At 65.6% G+C, this 15593-nt stretch carries 14 protein-coding genes; 12 read left to right on the top strand and 2 right to left on the bottom strand.

Going from position 1 to position 15593, the window contains the following annotated elements; translation table 11 throughout:
* The first annotated feature begins 408 nt into the window (after nucleotides 1-408).
* The 3 genes from MU582_18035 to MU582_18025 are packed head-to-tail and all read left to right on the top strand — an operon-like array spanning nucleotide 409 to nucleotide 4710.
* Nucleotides 409-3120: a PKD domain-containing protein gene (locus MU582_18035; protein ID UPK74319.1), complete on the top strand. Its 2712-nt coding sequence runs from the start codon at nucleotides 409-411 to the stop codon at nucleotides 3118-3120.
* Between the two features lie 12 nt (nucleotides 3121-3132).
* A complete protein-coding gene (locus tag MU582_18030) occupies nucleotides 3133-3861 on the top strand; it encodes a hypothetical protein (GenBank protein ID UPK74318.1) in 729 nt (242 codons plus the stop codon).
* 39 nt (nucleotides 3862-3900) lie between these two features.
* On the top strand, nucleotides 3901-4710 hold the full coding sequence (locus MU582_18025; GenBank protein ID UPK74317.1) for a hypothetical protein: 810 nt from the start codon (nucleotides 3901-3903) through the stop codon (nucleotides 4708-4710).
* Here the strand turns inward: MU582_18025 and MU582_18020 are convergent.
* Entirely contained in the window at nucleotides 4704-5642 is a 939-nt protein-coding gene (locus MU582_18020) for a sulfotransferase (protein ID UPK74316.1), read from the bottom strand. The genes MU582_18025 and MU582_18020 overlap by 7 nt on opposite strands.
* 126 nt (nucleotides 5643-5768) lie before the next feature.
* Here MU582_18020 and MU582_18015 point away from each other — a divergent pair, with 126 nt between their 5' ends.
* The 9 genes from MU582_18015 (at nucleotide 5769) to rfbB (ending at nucleotide 14759) form a co-directional block, all read left to right on the top strand.
* On the top strand, nucleotides 5769-7784 hold the full coding sequence (locus MU582_18015) for a hypothetical protein (protein UPK74315.1): 2016 nt from the start codon (nucleotides 5769-5771) through the stop codon (nucleotides 7782-7784).
* 146 nt (nucleotides 7785-7930) lie between these two features.
* Nucleotides 7931-8533 carry a hypothetical protein gene (locus MU582_18010; protein UPK74314.1) on the top strand — a complete coding sequence of 201 codons (603 nt, stop codon included), beginning with the start codon at nucleotides 7931-7933 and terminating at the stop codon, nucleotides 8531-8533.
* A gap of 78 nt (nucleotides 8534-8611) precedes the next feature.
* Nucleotides 8612-9370, top strand: coding sequence for a 3'(2'),5'-bisphosphate nucleotidase CysQ (locus MU582_18005; protein ID UPK74313.1), 759 nt, complete (start codon nucleotides 8612-8614; stop codon nucleotides 9368-9370).
* A 77-nt stretch (nucleotides 9371-9447) separates the two neighbouring features.
* Nucleotides 9448-9882 (top strand): OsmC family peroxiredoxin, encoded by a 435-nt coding sequence (locus MU582_18000; protein UPK74312.1) that lies wholly within the window; start codon nucleotides 9448-9450, stop codon nucleotides 9880-9882.
* 214 nt (nucleotides 9883-10096) lie between these two features.
* Nucleotides 10097-11098, top strand: coding sequence for a glycosyltransferase family 2 protein (locus MU582_17995; GenBank protein UPK74311.1), 1002 nt, complete (start codon nucleotides 10097-10099; stop codon nucleotides 11096-11098).
* Nucleotides 11095-11868, top strand: a complete 774-nt coding sequence (locus MU582_17990) for a sulfotransferase (GenBank protein UPK74310.1) — start codon at nucleotides 11095-11097, stop codon at nucleotides 11866-11868. Before MU582_17995 ends, MU582_17990 begins: the two co-directional genes overlap by 4 nt.
* A complete protein-coding gene (gene rffA, locus MU582_17985) occupies nucleotides 11861-13030 on the top strand; it encodes a dTDP-4-amino-4,6-dideoxygalactose transaminase (GenBank protein ID UPK74309.1) in 1170 nt (389 codons plus the stop codon). Before MU582_17990 ends, rffA begins: the two co-directional genes overlap by 8 nt.
* Complete coding sequence (locus MU582_17980) at nucleotides 13027-13755, top strand: class I SAM-dependent methyltransferase (GenBank protein ID UPK74308.1); 729 nt, start codon at nucleotides 13027-13029, stop codon at nucleotides 13753-13755. Before rffA ends, MU582_17980 begins: the two co-directional genes overlap by 4 nt.
* Nucleotides 13752-14759, top strand: coding sequence for a dTDP-glucose 4,6-dehydratase (rfbB, locus tag MU582_17975; GenBank protein ID UPK74307.1), 1008 nt, complete (start codon nucleotides 13752-13754; stop codon nucleotides 14757-14759). Before MU582_17980 ends, rfbB begins: the two co-directional genes overlap by 4 nt.
* Here rfbB and rfbA read toward each other — a convergent pair.
* Nucleotides 14713-15576 carry a glucose-1-phosphate thymidylyltransferase RfbA gene (gene rfbA, locus MU582_17970; protein UPK74306.1) on the bottom strand — a complete coding sequence of 288 codons (864 nt, stop codon included), beginning with the start codon at nucleotides 15574-15576 and terminating at the stop codon, nucleotides 14713-14715. The genes rfbB and rfbA overlap by 47 nt on opposite strands.
* Nucleotides 15577-15593: the final 17 nt, after the last annotated feature.

Here is a 15593-nt window from a genome sequence, read left to right as displayed (position 1 = left end):
CACACCTACGTCAGCTGGGTCGTTGTCACGTCTGAAGGCTAGTCGCCGACCGTGCCGCAGTGGTCACGTTTCGCACGAATAGTAGGGAGTCGCGCTCACCATGTGTCAGGCAACGAGCACCCTGAGTACTTCTTTTGCGCAGTTTCTCCGTTTCGGCGTATTGCCTGGTGCAGCGGCGGTTTCATGGTGGAGAACATCTACCAGAGGCACTGTTGGTGAGGGATGCGGCCGATGATTGTTTTTGCTCGTCGTGGGATGCGGCTTGTTGTTGGTTTCGCGTTGTGTTGTCTGGTTGCGGGTGTGTTGGCTGCGGTGGGGTCTGGTCCGTCGCGGGGTGTTGCGCCTGAGCACAACAAGGTGGTTGGTGCGGTGCCGGCGGGTACTACTCCGGCGGTGGATAACGGTTCTGTGCGTGGGATTGCTCAGATCGGTGACACGGTGGTGTTGGGGGGCAACTTCACGAAGGCGACGTCGGCGGGTGGCGGTCAGGTCACGCGTAATTATCTGCTGGCGTTTGATGCTGACACGGGCAAGATCAGTACGTCGTTTGTGCCGGCGTTGAACGGTTCGGTGGAAGAGGTGCTGGCGGGTCCGACGGCGGGGACGGTCTATGTCGTGGGTGGGTTCTCGCAGGTGAATGGTGCGAACTCGAGTCGTGTGGTGTTGCTCAGGTTGTCGGATGGTTCGCGGGTGTCGGGGTTCAGTGCGCCGGCGATGAACGGTCGTGCGAACACGATTCAGCGGTCGGGTGATCGGATCTTCGTCGGGGGCAACTTCAAGAATGTCGGCGGCAGCTTTTATGGCGGTCTTGTTGCGCTCGATGCGGACAGTGGCGCGTTGCTGCCGTACTTGAACCTTCCGGTGACGCAGCGACACAACGACTCTGGCGGTGGGGCGCAGGGAGCGGTCGGTGTGCGTGATCTTGATGTGACTCCCGATGGCAGCCGGATGGTGGCGATCGGGAACTTCAAGCGGGTCGATGGGTTGTCTCGGGACCAGGCTGTCGTGATCGATCTGTCTTCTGCCAGTGCGTCGGTTGCGAACTGGCAGACCCGGCGTTACGAGCCGTACTGCTTCAACTGGGCGTTCGACACCTATGTGCGTGGTGTGGACATGTCGCCTGACGGGAGCTACTTCGTGATTGCGACCACGGGCGGTCACAACACTGGGACGCTTTGCGATACCGCGGCGAGGTTCGAGGCGAATGCGACGGGGAGCAATATTCAGCCGACGTGGGTTGCCGATACCGGTGGCGACACGTTGTGGGCGGTGGAGACGACCGAGCAGGCGGTGTATGTCGGTGGGCATCAGCGGTGGTTCAACAATGCGATGGGCAGTGATCGTGCCGAGTCCGGTGCGGTGCCGCGGCCGGGTATCGCTGCGCTCGACCCGCGTACGGGTGTGCCGTTGAAGTGGAATCCGGGCCGTAACCCACGTGGTGCTGCGGTGTATGCGTTGCATGCGTCTTCGAGTGGGTTGTGGATGGGTAGCGACACTGTGTGGGTCGGCAACCGTCAGTACAAGCGTCCACGGATCGCGTTCTTTCCACTCGCCGGCGGCGCGGCCGTTGCCGATGACACGACGCCGAGTCTGCCGGGTTCGGTCTATCTGGGCAGGTCCGGCGGCAATCCGTTGCGTTCGGTCGACTTCGACGGGACGACGGCTGGTTCGCCGTCGAACGTCAACAGTGGCGGGATCGACTGGGGTCGAGTGCGGGGTGCGTTCCGGGTCGGCAACGAGCTGATCTACGGGCAGAGCGACGGCGCACTGTATCGGCGGTCGTTCGACGACGGCAGCTTCGGCCCGGCGACGAAGCTCGACCCGTACAACGATCCGTACTGGGCCGGTGTCGGCACCGGAAGCGGTAACACCTACGACGGACGGATCAGCGCGTTCTATTCGCAGATCCCGAACGTGACCGGGATGTACTACGACAACGGCCGACTCTTCTATACCCTGCGTGGCCAGTCCGCGTTGTTCTACCGCTTCTTCAGCGTCGACAGCGGCATCGTCGGTGTCGACCAGTTCCAAGCATCGACCGGACGTAACTGGTCGACAACCGACGGCATGTTCACCGCCGCCGGCAAGGTCTACGTCGCGACATCCAGCAACGGACTGACCGCCATCAACATCCAAAACGGCATACCCTCAGGCTCATCGACAACAGTCGGCACCGGCAACGACTGGCGCGCCAACGCACTCTTCATCGGCGGTGCAGCGCAGGCGGTGAACGATCCACCGACCGCGGCGTTCTCCGCCGACTGCACGGATCTGACCTGCAACGTCGATGCGTCGAGCTCGTCCGACGGGGACGGTTCGGTGACTTCATATGCGTGGGAGTTCGGCGACGGCGCGTCTTCGACCGGCGAGCAGGCGCAACACACGTACGGTTCGGCCGATACGTACACGATCAAGCTCACCGTCACCGATGACGGCGGTGCGACCGATGTCGCGACCCGCCAGGTTCCGGTTACCGAGCCTGAGCCGCCGCCGACGTCGGGTCTGTCGTTCAGGGGATCGTCGAGCGTCGCACGCGATGCTGCACACCCACGGATCGAGGCACCTGGGACAATCGAAAGCGGGGACACTCTGATCGCGCTGGGGACGTTCGCTTCGGATGCGCCCAACCCGGTAGCGCCCGCCGGTTGGACCCTCGTCGACAGCAGTCTCGATGGAAATCTGACGAGTTATGTATGGACCAAGACGGCATCCGCAGCCGACGCCGCCTCGACCCTTCAGTGGGATCTCAACGGAAGCCCAAAGGCGACGCTCACCATCGGGGCATACGCCGGCGTAGACACGACGAATCCGATCGACGATATCGAAGTCGCGACCGCAAGATCTACGGCGAGCCACACGACGCCTTCGGCCGCCGCCGCATCGGGTGACTGGGTCGTCTCGTACTGGGCCGACCGGTCGAGCTCGACGACATCGTGGAGCGCTCCCAATGCGGTGACGACGCGAGAAGCCGCATATGGAAGCGCTGGGGGCCGGGTTACCTCGCTCTTCGGCGACTCCGGCGATGCGGTCAACGCCGGCGCGGTCGGGAATCACACCGCGACGACCGATACCGCAAGCGCCCGTTCGGTCGCCTGGACAATCGTGCTGAATGAGAACTGAAGGTGATTCGAGATGTTCGCGATGAAACCGGCACGGCTCGCTACAACGGCCGCGGCGATCGTCCTCGTCGCTGCTGCAGCCGCCTGCAGCGGCGACGGCGATGATGATGCAACGGGTGCGGGCGGCACCGCTGAGCAGACTCAGACCGACGTCGAACCCGGCTCACAGACGACGTCCGGGGCCGACGGGGACGGAACCGCTGGGGGTGCCGACTCCGGCTCGGGTAAAGACGCCGGGTCGGACGGGGAGAGCGGTTCGGACAAAGAGTCCGACGGGTCGGACGGCGACGGCACCGTTGCGGCCGATCAGGTGGCTCCGCCGAACGACGAAGACGTCACGCACAAGGGCGATAGTCAGTCGCCGGTGCTTAATGAGATCCCGGGTAACGACGATCACGCATGCGTCGACACGACGGGCAAACGTGATGTGCGTTCGGGAGGAATGGCAGCGGGCCCGTTCGACGAGGCGCGCGCCTCGTACGGTGAGCGCTCACCTGGGAAAGCGAAGGGCTCGATCCGGTTGTACTGGATCCCGCGCCACGGTGCCAACCCAGGTGATCTGACCGTCCGTGTCACCAGGGTCGGCGGCGGCTCATCGACGACTCTCACCCAAGCGACCGTCGGCGATGCCGAGCAGTGGTCCTTCTACGACACGAACGTGCCGATCGCGGGCAAGGGCACGTGGCGGCTCCAGGCGACTTCGGGCCCGGACCGAGGCTGTTTCGACGTGACGATCGGCTGATCTGAACACTCGCCTGCGGGCACGACGAAGGACGGATCGATGAGCTACAGATCGAAGACGGTTGTTTTCTACGTAGCGGTCTTCGCGTTGCTCGCGTTGATTGTCGGCAAGCAGCTGTCTACCGTCCTGCCCGGCAGCGTGGCCTCCCAGATCGGCCACAACAGTGAGTCCCTGTGCTTCGCACTGCTCGTGTGCGCAATGATCCAGTTCCTACGACCGGCGTCGCTATCGACGAGTCGGCGCTGGAGCGTCTCGGCAGCAATCGCGATCGGCTGCATCGGCATCGGCTGGCTGCTCGTGCTCAGCGATCTCCCCTCGAGCGTTGCGACGTTGAACGAGCCCATAATCGCTGGCGGTGTGCTGGCGCTGTTCCTTCAGCTCCGTCGACCGTTGCGCTGGCCGTGGGCTTACGCCGCCGCAGTACTCGTCTTCATCGTCGCCCTGTTCGACACTGCCCTGGTCCTGGACCAGGCAGAGAGCCTCGTGCTGATTCTGCTGGCGCCGGTCGGCCTCGACGTGATGGATCGGATGGTGCTGGAGGGACGCCGGTACGACGTCGCGATTCGCCGTCACCTGTGGTGCGCGGGCCTCATCGTGTTTGCGCTGACCATGATGACTTTGGCGCCATGGGCCCGCGACGACCTCGCCGGAGGCCTTCGGCTCGGCATCGACTACGCGCACCGTGCCGCGGAGGCGTATTGGGGATGGCTCCTAGTTCATCTGTACTTCTCCTATTGGCTCGGTCGTCGCTACGCCGACCGACGGGTGCCGGAAGGCTGGCCGACATCGCGCGAGGAGATTTCGGCACGGCACTCGAAGCCCATGGACGGACCGACCGCGCGTCAGTAGCCGTACCACAGACGCAATGGCGCTGTCAGTGCGCTGACTAGCTTGCGGTCTCTGTCGGGCATTGCCCCTCGCCAAGCGTCATCGCGCCGCAGCGGCATGCTGCCGCTCTCGCGGCTGACGCGACCGGCGGCGACCGCATGTGTGCGAGGAATGTTGACGGCGCCGTTCTCGACGAAGTTCCAGTCGGCGGGCAGAGCTCGCTTCTCGAGGTCGAGTACCCGGGACAGCTCCCGCTGCGGTTGGGCAACGAGATCCTCGTACCTGAGGCGTTCGAGCGGAACACCGAGGCGAGACAGTCCCGCGATCGACAGGTTCACCGTCACCCATCGTCGCGCGACCTTGCGCGGGACGGTTCGTGGCATCTCCGTCGGGACGCCGACACCACGATCGACCGACACGGTCTTGGAGAACGAGTAGGCGACACCGCGTGGATCGCGGACGACATGGGCGACTCTGAGATCGATCTCGGAGGCACGGCGAAGCGCGTACGCCATCGACGGACGCTTCGATGAGTCCACGACTATCCGGCACCCGCTCACTGCAACCACGGCGCGATAGAGCCGGGTCAGAAGATCGAGGTACTCGTCGAGTGACGATGCGAACGCGGCCGAGCGAGGTTTGCGCACAAGTTTGGGAATGGCGGCCGTGACATCGACCGTGCGTTGCAGCTGTTTGACGTGCTCGGGGTCGATCGACTCCCATCCGCCATACGCCCGCTCGCCGACGGCTTGCCAGAACGAACAGCTGTGGAAGGTCTCGCCGCAGGCGCACGGCGCATTGCGCACCAGCGCGTCGTCCCACAGGTAGAAGATCTCTCCGACGCCGATATGACCGGGGAGCTGATCAAGCAGCAGGTCGGTAAGCGTGGAACCACTCCGAGGCATGCCGCCGACGTACAGGACTGAGACGCGGTCTGTCGTCGACTCCGTCACTGAGATCGCCTCCTCGGGCACTGCGCCACTATGGCGCATAGGGTTTGGCCATCGCAGCGGATCCCGAATATCCCGTGCCGCGAGGTTTCCCCGTCCGGTAGTGACCTCTACCGGCACAATGGGAGCGTGGGAGCGATCTACGGCGTGCGTCGCCTGTTCCGTCCAGTTGTTGTCACGGTCGCGTTGGCTGTCATCACCGGCCTTGTGTCGGCGCCTGCAGCCTCTGGTGACGGAGCCCGCCGCACGGTCGGCGAGGTTCCCGCCAAGACAACACCGAGCGTGCGCAATGGTGCGGTCAACGCGATCGCGGTCGTCGGAGACACGGTCGTCATCGGCGGAACCTTCACCCGCATCGCGAGCCGGGGCAAGAAGGTCGCTCGAAAGGCGAAGTTCATCGCCGCGTTCGACCGCAGGACCGGGCGGGTCATCCGCCGCTTCAGGCCGAAGCTCAACGGCGCCGTGACCTCGCTGGTGAGGGTGCCGGGACGACGCCAGGTGTACGTCGGTGGTGAGTTCACGAAGGTCAACGGGCACCGTGCATCGCATGTGACTCGGTTGCGCGTCGGCAATGGCCGGCGATCCGCTCACTTCCGATCGCGCAGGATGGACGGCAACGTCCGAGCACTTGCCGCAGTGCGAGGGACCCTGTACGTAGGCGGCCAGTTCAAACGCGTCGGCCGAGCCAAACATCGAGGAATCGTCGCGTTGAGCGGACGAACGGGCAGGGCGACACGCAAGCTCTCGTTCGGAGTCTCCGGAACGCTCGGCGGGATCCACGGACGGCCGAAGGGACGTACCGGCGTCATAGCGATGGATGCGGCGCCCGGTGGCAACCGAATGGTGATCGCGGGCAACTTCAGCCGCGTTGGCGGCCGCCAACGTGCCCAGCTCGCTCAACTTCGCCTCGGCCGCAAGGTCCGGGTAATGCGGTGGGGAACGCGACGCTATCGCGCTCGCTGCGGTCACAAATGGGATACCTACATGCGAGGTGTGGCGTACGCGCCCAGCGGCAAGTACTTCGCGGTCGCCGCGACGGGTGGACCTCACAAGGGAACGCTGTGCGATGGAGTTGCGCGGTTCCGAAGCGGCGGTCGCAGCGCGCGGCATCAGCCCGCGTGGGTGAACCTGACGGGCGGCGACACACTGCTTTCGGTCGCGGTCACCCGTTCTGCGGTTTACGTCGGCGGGCACCAACGGTGGATGAACAACCCGTACGCAAAGGACCGGGCGCGACCGGGAGCCGTGCCTCGACCCAGCCTGGCTGCCCTCGACCCGGCAACCGGCATGCCCCTCAGATGGAACCCGGGCCGAAATCCACGCGGCGTCGGTGTCGGAGCCTTGGTCGCCAATCGTGACGGGCTGTGGATCGGGGGCGACACGAAATGGCTCGGGAACCGTCGATACCGGCGCCCTCGCATCGCATTGTTGCCGCGTCGACCGGGTACGAAGATCGCGCGCGGACGACAGACCGTCCTGCCTGGCACGGTCTATCAACTCGGAGCAAGAGTGCGTGACGGTTCGAAGGTGACGGCGGCGCGCTTCACCGGTAGGCGGGTGACCGAAGCGGCTGGAGTCGACCTCGCCGGGTTGAGTCGAACCGGTTCGATTCGTGCAGCGTTCGTGGCAGACGGGCGTCTCGTATACGCAATGCCCAACGGAAGCCTGCACAGCCGGAAGTTCCGCCCGCGTCAGGTAGGGCGTGCTCGTCCGATGAACCCGTATCGAGACCGCGCTTGGTCGTCGGTCTCGACGGGAGTCGGCGAGACGTACCGAGGTCGTGACTCGGGACTTCGCAAGGACCTCCGCTCGGCGACGAGCATGTTCTTCCGTTCGGGCCGGTTGTACTACTCGATGCGCGGACACAAGAAGCTGTACTGGAGGCCGTTCTCGCTCGACTCCGGGGTGTCTCATCCGCGGCGACGAACTGCGCGCAGCTCGATCCGTTGGTCCAAGGTCGTCGGAGCGTTCCGCTCCGGTTCGAGTCTCTACTTCGCTCGACGTGACGGAGGTCGGTTGCTCCGGGTGAAGTTCGCGCGCGGTGCCGTGCGTGGCCGCGCGCGGGTCGTAGATGGTGCCCAGCGCTACGGGTTGCGGTGGAACAACCAGGCGAACGTCGTGTACGGGAACAAGTCTCCCGAGTGAGCAAATGGCGCTCCGCCGATGACGGCCTCACCGACCGTGCTTGGCTCGGCCGAGTAGATCGGAAGATCGTCTCTGCATGATGATGCGGCTTGCTACCTCGGGTGTCTCTCATTGGACGAGGAGAACTTCTCACCGAGGGAGCAGCCATGTCCAAGCGTCCATTCGTAATCGGTGCGGCGACGGCACTTCTCGCAGCGGCGTCCGGGGCCGCCGCGACGTCAGCAGCGACCGCGCCGCCGCCCGCCAAGACCTCGACGTCAGCACCAACGATCTCCACGTGGTACGAGGGCGTGCGGGCCGGTATGACGAGGTTCGTCGCAGCACCCGGCGCCGCCTGCCAGCCGAAGACCTCCGCGGCTCTCGCGGATCGTCGGTGCAAGATCGTGTACTCCGGGCGTTTCACCGCAACAGATCGCGGCTATCGCGGTACGTACAGCGGGTCCGCGTTCATCACGTACCTCTATCCGGACATCGACAACTACGCCGCGTTCGACAACGGTTCGATCACGTACCGGATCTGGCGTACGGACGGGACGTGGCTCGGCAAACGGTCGCTCCAGGTCGATAGCGGTACGGGCGGGGTTGCGGGATTCCCGGGCGACATGTCGGTCTCGTTCGCGATCGAGGAGCGGAACGAACCTGCCCGGCTGGTGCTGCGGATGAGCGGCGACGGGTTCAATGCACTCGGCAAGAACCTGTCGTTGACCCGTACGTACCTCAATCGCATCCAGTTCCAGAGTGGGATCTGAGTCGCGGTACTTCGCCGCATGACGCGGGGCGGGAAGCCGTACCTCGGCATCGCGGGCGTACCTGCGAGGATGTCCCGCATGACGGAGATGAATGACCACCAGCTCGCCGTGTGGCTGGCCGACCAGGCCGGCGCCGAGCTGCTGAAGGTGCGCGAACAGGGACTCGAGGGCAAAGAGCTCAAGGATGCGGGCGATCTCGCCAGCCACAACCTGTTGATGCGCCTGATCCCCGAGCACCGGCCGGGCGACGCGATCCTCAGCGAGGAGGGCGCCGACGACTCGGCGCGGCTGTCGTCGGACCGGGTGTGGATCGTCGATCCGCTCGACGGCACCCGGGAGTTCTCCGAGCCGCCGCGCGATGACTGGGCCGTACACGTGGCCCTGTGGGAGGGCGGAGACCTGGTCGCCGGTGCGGTGGCTCAGCCCGCGCTCGGCGAGACGTTCAACACCGAGACGCCCGCGGTTGTCGCACCGCGTACCTCGGATCGGGTACGGATCGCGGTCAGCCGTACGCGGCCGCCGGAGTTCGTGCAGGTGCTCGCGGAGGAGATCGACGCCGAGCTGGTGCCGATGGGTTCGGCCGGTGTGAAGGTGATGTCGGTCGTACGCGACCTCACCGATGTCTACGTACACGCGGGCGGGCAGTACGAATGGGACTCCGCGGCGCCGGTCGTCGTCGCACGCGCGGCCGGGCTGCACACCAGCCGGGCCGACGGCAAGCCGTTGGAGTACAACCGCGAGAGCCCCTGGCTACCCGATCTGCTCGTGTGCCGCCCCGAGCTCGCCGACCAGATCGCGGGCTTCGTACAACGCTATTGGGCGGAGCACGGCTCCTAGCGCACTGGTCGGATGCGGGCGGGCGGTCTGCGACGTACGTTCGTTGGTGTACGTCACAACTGACGAGGAGACAGCAGATGCCTAGTCGCGACGCAACCACCCACTGGACCGGCGGGATCTCGAAGGGATCGGGGCACGTCACGCTCGATTCGTCGAACGCCGGACAGTTCGACGTGTCGTTCCCGACCCGTTCGGGCGACCCCGACGGTCAGACGAGCCCGGAGGAACTCATCGCTGCAGCACATTCGTCGTGCCTGGCGATGAACCTCTCCGGCGTGCTCGAGAAGGAGGGCCTCGACCCGACTTCGATCGACGTGAGTGCCGAGGTGACCCTCGGGCCGGCCGACGGCGGTCTGGCGATCACCGGGATCGCGATCACACTGCGCGCCCAGGTGGCGGGGGTCGACGCCGACAAGTTCGCCGAGCTGGCGCGTACTGCCGAGCAGACCTGCCCGGTGAGCAAGGCGCTTGCGGGCACCACCATCACCTTGGACGCCGCGCTCGACAGCTGAGCTGCCGCGTGAATTACCACGGGCCCATGGCATTCCGCGCCGCTACCCAGCAAGTTTGCTGGTGAGTGGCGGGGTTTGCTATGGGCCCGTGGTAATTCACGGGTCCGTCGCGCCGTCGCCAGACCGTGACGGCACGGCCGATGTGGGTGTTAGAGCCCATTGACGCCGCTGGTGACCTACCATTACGGGCGGTGGCCATGCGACTAAATACGGGGTGAGCGCCACGAACGACGGTTCCGGAGTGCAGCGGCACAGCGACGATGACGGCCCGGCAGACGGGATGGACCGCACCGCGTTCACGTACTCGATCGTGGTGCCGGTGTACAACAGCGTCGCGCTGGTCGGTCGTACGGTCGACACGATCGTCGACGTGTTCGAGACGGCCGGCCTCTCGTACGAGTTGATCCTCGTCAACGACGGCAGCCGCGACGGTAGCTGGGACGTCATCGCGGGGCGGGCCGAGAGCAACCCGCATGTGATCGCGCTGAACCTGCTGCGCAACTACGGTCAGCACTTCGCCAACCTCGCCGGCATGCGTGAGGCGACCGGCGACTACGTCATCACGATGGACGACGATCTGCAGAACCCTCCCGACCAGGCGTTGTTGCTGATCGACGAAGCGATGAAGGGGTACGACGCGGTCTTCGGCCGCTTCGACCGTAAGCAGGCCGCGGGCTACCGGCGGATCGGCAGCAAGCTGATCGGCATGATCAACCGGCGGATCTTCGCGCAGCCGCCGGACCTGGTCGTGTCCAACTTCCGGGTGCTGCGTCGTGACGTCGTCGACCGCATCTGTGCCTCGCGGGTCGCGTATCCCTACATCACCGGGCAGTCGTTGATGTACTCGTTCAACCGGGCCAACGTCACGGTGCGGCACGACCAGCGCGCCGTCGGCAAGAGTACGTACGGACTTTCGCGGATCCTGCGGCTGGTGCTCACCATCTTGTTCGCGTACTCGTCGTTCCCGCTGCGGGTCGCAGCGAGCTTCGGCGCCGTGATCGCGGTGCTCAGCTTCGTGCTCGGGGCGACGTATCTCGTTCGGGCGATGATCGGCACTCAGGCCGTACCGGGATGGACGACCCTTGTCGTGCTGCTGGCGTTCTTCAACGGCGTCACGATCGCGTTGTTGTCGATGCTGGGGGAGTACGTCGTTCGTACGCTCAACACGGTCAGCACGATGCAGCATTACCACGTGGTCGACCGGGTGGGTCCGTGAGCGCGGCCGAGCCGGAGCACTTGCTGGTGATCGGCGCGCAGCGGTGCGGCACGACGTACCTGCACGGGCTGCTCGACGCGCATCCGCAGATCACGATGGCGCGGCCGGCACGGCCGGAGCCGAAGGTGTTCTGCTCCGATGAGCTCGCAGACCGAGGGAGCGACTGGTATCGCGCGACGTACTTCTCCCATGCGCGTGGTGAGAGTCTGCTGGGGGAGAAGAGCACCAGTTATCTGGAGGACCCGCTCGCACCCGAGCGCGCGCGCCGGATACTCGGGAGTGCGCAGATAGCGGTCATGCTCCGCGACCCGGTCGACCGTGCGGTGTCGAACTGGCGGTTCAGCACCGACAACGGGTTCGAGAGCCGCCCGGTGGAGCGCGCGTTGCGCGAGAACCTCGATGCTCCGGCAGCGTGGGACCCCACGGCGACGTCGGTGTCGCCGTTCGCGTACGTCGAGCGCGGTCGCTATGCCGACTACCTGCCGCCGTGGCTGGACACCTTCCCGGGCACGTCGCATGTGTGGTTCCTCGCCGAGCTGACGGGCGACCCCGAAGCCGTGCGCTCGGTGTACGCCGACCTCGGTGTCGATCCACGGGGCGGTACGTACGCGAGCGAGGCCGTCAATGCGAGCAGCGAGCCGCTACCGTCGCTGCCGGCCGATCTGGTCGAGTCGTTGCGTGCGTACTACGCCGACACCGACGAAGCGCTGGGTCGCCTGCTGAATCGCGAGCTACCGTGGCGAGTCGATGTAGGAGGGGCGAATGTCTGAACCCAACTCGTCCGATCGGATCCGGTTCAACCGGCCTTCGATCGTCGGCGATGAGCTCGCCTACGTACGCGACTCGATCGAGAGTGGCCGCACCTCGGCGGGAGGTCCGTACTCCGCGAAGGCCGCCGCGCTGGTCCGCGAGCACATCGGCGCCGAGGAGGCGCTGCTGACCACGTCGTGCACCAGTGCCCTCGAGCTCAGCGCGTTGATGCTCGACCTCGAACCCGGAGACACGGTCGTCGTACCGTCGTTCACGTTCACGGCGACGGGGCTCGCATTCGCCCGTCAGGGCGCCCGGCTGATCTTCTGCGATATCGAGGAGCGCACGCTCGGTATGGATCCCGAGCACCTCGCGAGCCTGGTCGATGAGTCCGTACGCGCCGTGGTGATCGTGCATTACGCAGGTGTCGCCTGCGATGTCGAGGGCATACGCAAGGTGCTGTCGCAATGGCCCGAGATCTCGCTGATCGAAGACAACGCACACGGCTATCTCGGCACCTGGCGCGGCGAGGCGCTGGGCACTCTCGGCAGGTTCGCGACGCAGAGCTTCCACGAGACGAAGAACATCGTGTGCGGTGAGGGCGGTGCCCTGCTGCTCAACGACCCGGCCGACATCGACCGGGCGCGGATCCTGTACGACAAGGGCACGAACCGCCGGGCGTTCATGCTGGGTCAGGTCGACAAGTACTCCTGGAAAGACACCGGGTCGTCGTTTGGTATGTCCGACACCCTCGCCGCATACCTCCTTGCGCAGTTGGAGCACGCGACCGAGATCCAGACGGCGCGGCGCAGAATCCATCAGTGGTACGAGGATCGCCTCGGCCCGGATGCCGATGAGCTCGGCATCACGATCGCCGATCCGCCGCCCGATCGCGGGTCCGCGTACCACATGTTCTATGTGCTGTTGGACGACAAACCGAGCCGTGACCGCGTGCTCGGTGAGATGCACGACGCCGGAGTCAACGCCGTCTTCCACTACGTACCGCTGCACGACTCCGACGGCGGTCGCAAGTTCGCGGCCAGAGAGACCGACTGCCCGGTGACGGTGGACATCAGCGGTCGGCTGCTGCGGTTGCCGTTCTACAACGACCTGAGCGAGGCTGACGTCGATCGGGTCGTCGATGTCTTCCGTACCGCGGTCTTGGCGGGAGCAGAGCGATGACGGTCGAACAATCCGGCTCGGCGTCGCTCGACCAGCCCGACTACTGGTGGTATCGCGCGCGCAGTGAGCTGCTGGAAGCCACACTGGCCGACTATCTTCCCGATGCCGCCACCCTGCTCGACGTCGGCAGTGCCGACGGTCCGAGTGTCGGCTGGATGCGAAGGCCCGATCGACGCGTCGTGAGTGTCGACCTCATCCCCGACGGCTTGACCGCGGGAGAAGGGGTGTGCGCATCGCTCGACGCGCTGCCGTTCGCAGACGGCACGTTCGACGGGGTCACCGCGTTCGACGTCGTCGAGCACTGTGAGTCGGAGGCCACGGCTCTCTCCGAGCTGGCGCGGGTGCTCGTCGGCGGCGGCCGGATGCTGCTTTCGGTGCCCGCATACCAATGGGCGTGGTCCGATCACGATGTACGCGCCGGCCACTATCGCCGCTACACCCGCAGCCGGCTGGTCGATGCGGTCGAGCGCGCCGGCCTCCGGGTCGACCGGGCGACGTACGCGTTCGGCGCGGTGTTCCCGATGTTCGTCGCCGAACGCGCCGTGCGCAACGTACGCCGACGGCTCGGCCGGGCAGGCGAGGCCCGACTCACGCCGGTCTCGCCAACGCTCGACCGAGTGCTGATGGGTCTGTGCCGCGCTGAACGATCGGTGCTCACCTCGCGTGACGTGCCGTTCGGTTCGTCGGTCTTCCTGGCCGCTACCAAGCCGGGAGCACACCTGTGAGAATGCTCGTCACCGGCGGCGCCGGGTTCATCGGCAGTCACTACGTACGCAACGTCCTCGATGGCGCGTGGGGCGGCACCTCACCCGACCGGCTCGTCGTACTCGACAAGCTCACGTACGCCGGCACCTTGACCAACCTCGAAGACGTACGCCGCGATCCGAGATTCTCCTTCGTCCGCGGGGATATCGGCGACCGCGACCTCGTCGACGAGTTGTTGACGACGGTCGACGTCGTGGTGCACTTCGCTGCCGAGAGTCACGTCGACCGCTCGATCGCGGGTGCGACGGACTTCGTACTCACGAACATCGTCGGCACCCAGACCATGCTGGACGCAGCGTTGGCGCGCGACATCGACCGGTTCGTACACGTGTCGACCGACGAGGTGTACGGCACGATCGCAGAAGGCAGCTGGGACGAGTCGTGTCCGCTCGAGCCGAACTCACCGTACGCCGCCTCGAAGGCGTCGAGCGACTTGCTCGCCCGCGCGTACCACCGCACACACGGTCTGCCCGTTTGCATCACCCGATGCTCCAACAACTACGGCCCGCATCAGTTCCCCGAGAAGGTCATCCCGCTGTTCGTCACGAACCTCATCGACGGTGGCACCGTGCCGTTGTACGGCGAGGGCGCCAACGTACGCGAATGGCTGCATGTCGACGATCACTGCCGCGCCGTGCACGCGGTTGTCGACGGAGGTCGTCCCGGCGAGGTCTACAACATCGGCGGCGGGCAAGAACTGAGCAACCGCGAGCTGACCGGACTGCTCCTCGACAGCTGCGGCGCCGACTGGAGCAGCGTTGTCAACGTCGAAGACCGGCTCGGTCACGACCTGCGCTACTCGCTCAACAGCGACAAGATTCGCGGGGAGCTCGGCTTCGAGCCGCGCATCGAGTTCGCCGAAGGCCTGCGCGACACCGTCGCCTGGTACGTCGACAACCGGGCATGGTGGGAGCCGCTCAAGGCTCGAGTAGCTCGAGCAGGTACGTCCCGTAGCCGCTCTTGACCATCGCCTCGGCGCGCTCCCGGAGCTCGTCGTCGGACAGGAACCCCTGGCGCCAGGCGATTTCCTCCGGTGCGCCGATCTTCATGCCCTGTCTGGTCTGTACGGCGCGGATGAAGTTGCTGGCGTCGTTGAGCGAGTCGAAGGTGCCGGTGTCGAGCCACGCCGTGCCGCGCGCGAGAACCGATACCTGCAAGGCCTCCCGCTCGAGGTACCAGCGGTTGATATCGGTGATCTCGTACTCCCCGCGCGGCGACGGCCGCACCGACTTCGCCACGTCGACGACTCGGTTGTCGTAGAAGTACAGGCCGGGCACGGCGTAGTTGCTCCGCGGATGCTCCGGCTTCTCCTGCAGTGACATGGCGCGCCGGTTCTCATCGAACTCCACCACTCCGTACGCCTCGGGGTCGCTCACACGGTAAGCGAAGATGGCAGCGCCATCGAGCGTCGCGAAGCGTTTCAGTTGTAGACCGAGACCCTGGCCGTAGAACACGTTGTCGCCGAGCACGAGGGCGCTGCGATCGGACCCGATGAAGTCCTCACCGATGACGAACGCCTGCGCCAACCCGTTCGGAGTCGACTGCACCGCGTACGAGATGGAGATGCCGTATTGTGCGCCGTCGCCGAGCAGCCGGCGAAACGCATCGGACTCATGCGGAGTCGTGATGATGAGTATGTCGCGGATGCCGGCGAGCAGCAGGGTGGACAGCGGGTAGTAGATCATCGGCTTGTCGTACACCGAGACGAGCTGTTTGCTGGTGCCGCGGGTGATGGGGTCGAGTCGGGACCCCGTGCCCCCGGCGAGGATCAAACCTCGCATGGTCGCGAGTATTCCCG

Source organism: Nocardioidaceae bacterium SCSIO 66511 (assembly GCA_023100825.1).
In the GTDB taxonomy this organism is placed as follows: domain Bacteria; phylum Actinomycetota; class Actinomycetes; order Propionibacteriales; family Nocardioidaceae; genus Solicola.
This window is presented reverse-complemented; position numbering and strand designations above follow the sequence as displayed.

What these genes read in the sequence shown, in the direction of transcription:
- MU582_18030 (UPK74318.1), top strand. Translation starts at nt 3,133, where the DNA reads ATGTTCGCGATGAAACCGGCACGGCTCGCTACAACGGCCGCGGCGATC.
- MU582_18025 (UPK74317.1), top strand. Translation starts at nt 3,901, where the DNA reads ATGAGCTACAGATCGAAGACGGTTGTTTTCTACGTAGCGGTCTTCGCG.
- MU582_18010 (UPK74314.1), top strand. Translation starts at nt 7,931, where the DNA reads ATGTCCAAGCGTCCATTCGTAATCGGTGCGGCGACGGCACTTCTCGCA.
- MU582_18005 (UPK74313.1), top strand. Translation starts at nt 8,612, where the DNA reads ATGACGGAGATGAATGACCACCAGCTCGCCGTGTGGCTGGCCGACCAG.
- MU582_18000 (UPK74312.1), top strand. Translation starts at nt 9,448, where the DNA reads ATGCCTAGTCGCGACGCAACCACCCACTGGACCGGCGGGATCTCGAAG.
- rffA (UPK74309.1), top strand. Translation starts at nt 11,861, where the DNA reads ATGTCTGAACCCAACTCGTCCGATCGGATCCGGTTCAACCGGCCTTCG.
- MU582_17980 (UPK74308.1), top strand. Translation starts at nt 13,027, where the DNA reads ATGACGGTCGAACAATCCGGCTCGGCGTCGCTCGACCAGCCCGACTAC.
- rfbA (UPK74306.1), bottom strand. Translation starts at nt 15,576, where the DNA reads ATGCGAGGTTTGATCCTCGCCGGGGGCACGGGGTCCCGACTCGACCCC.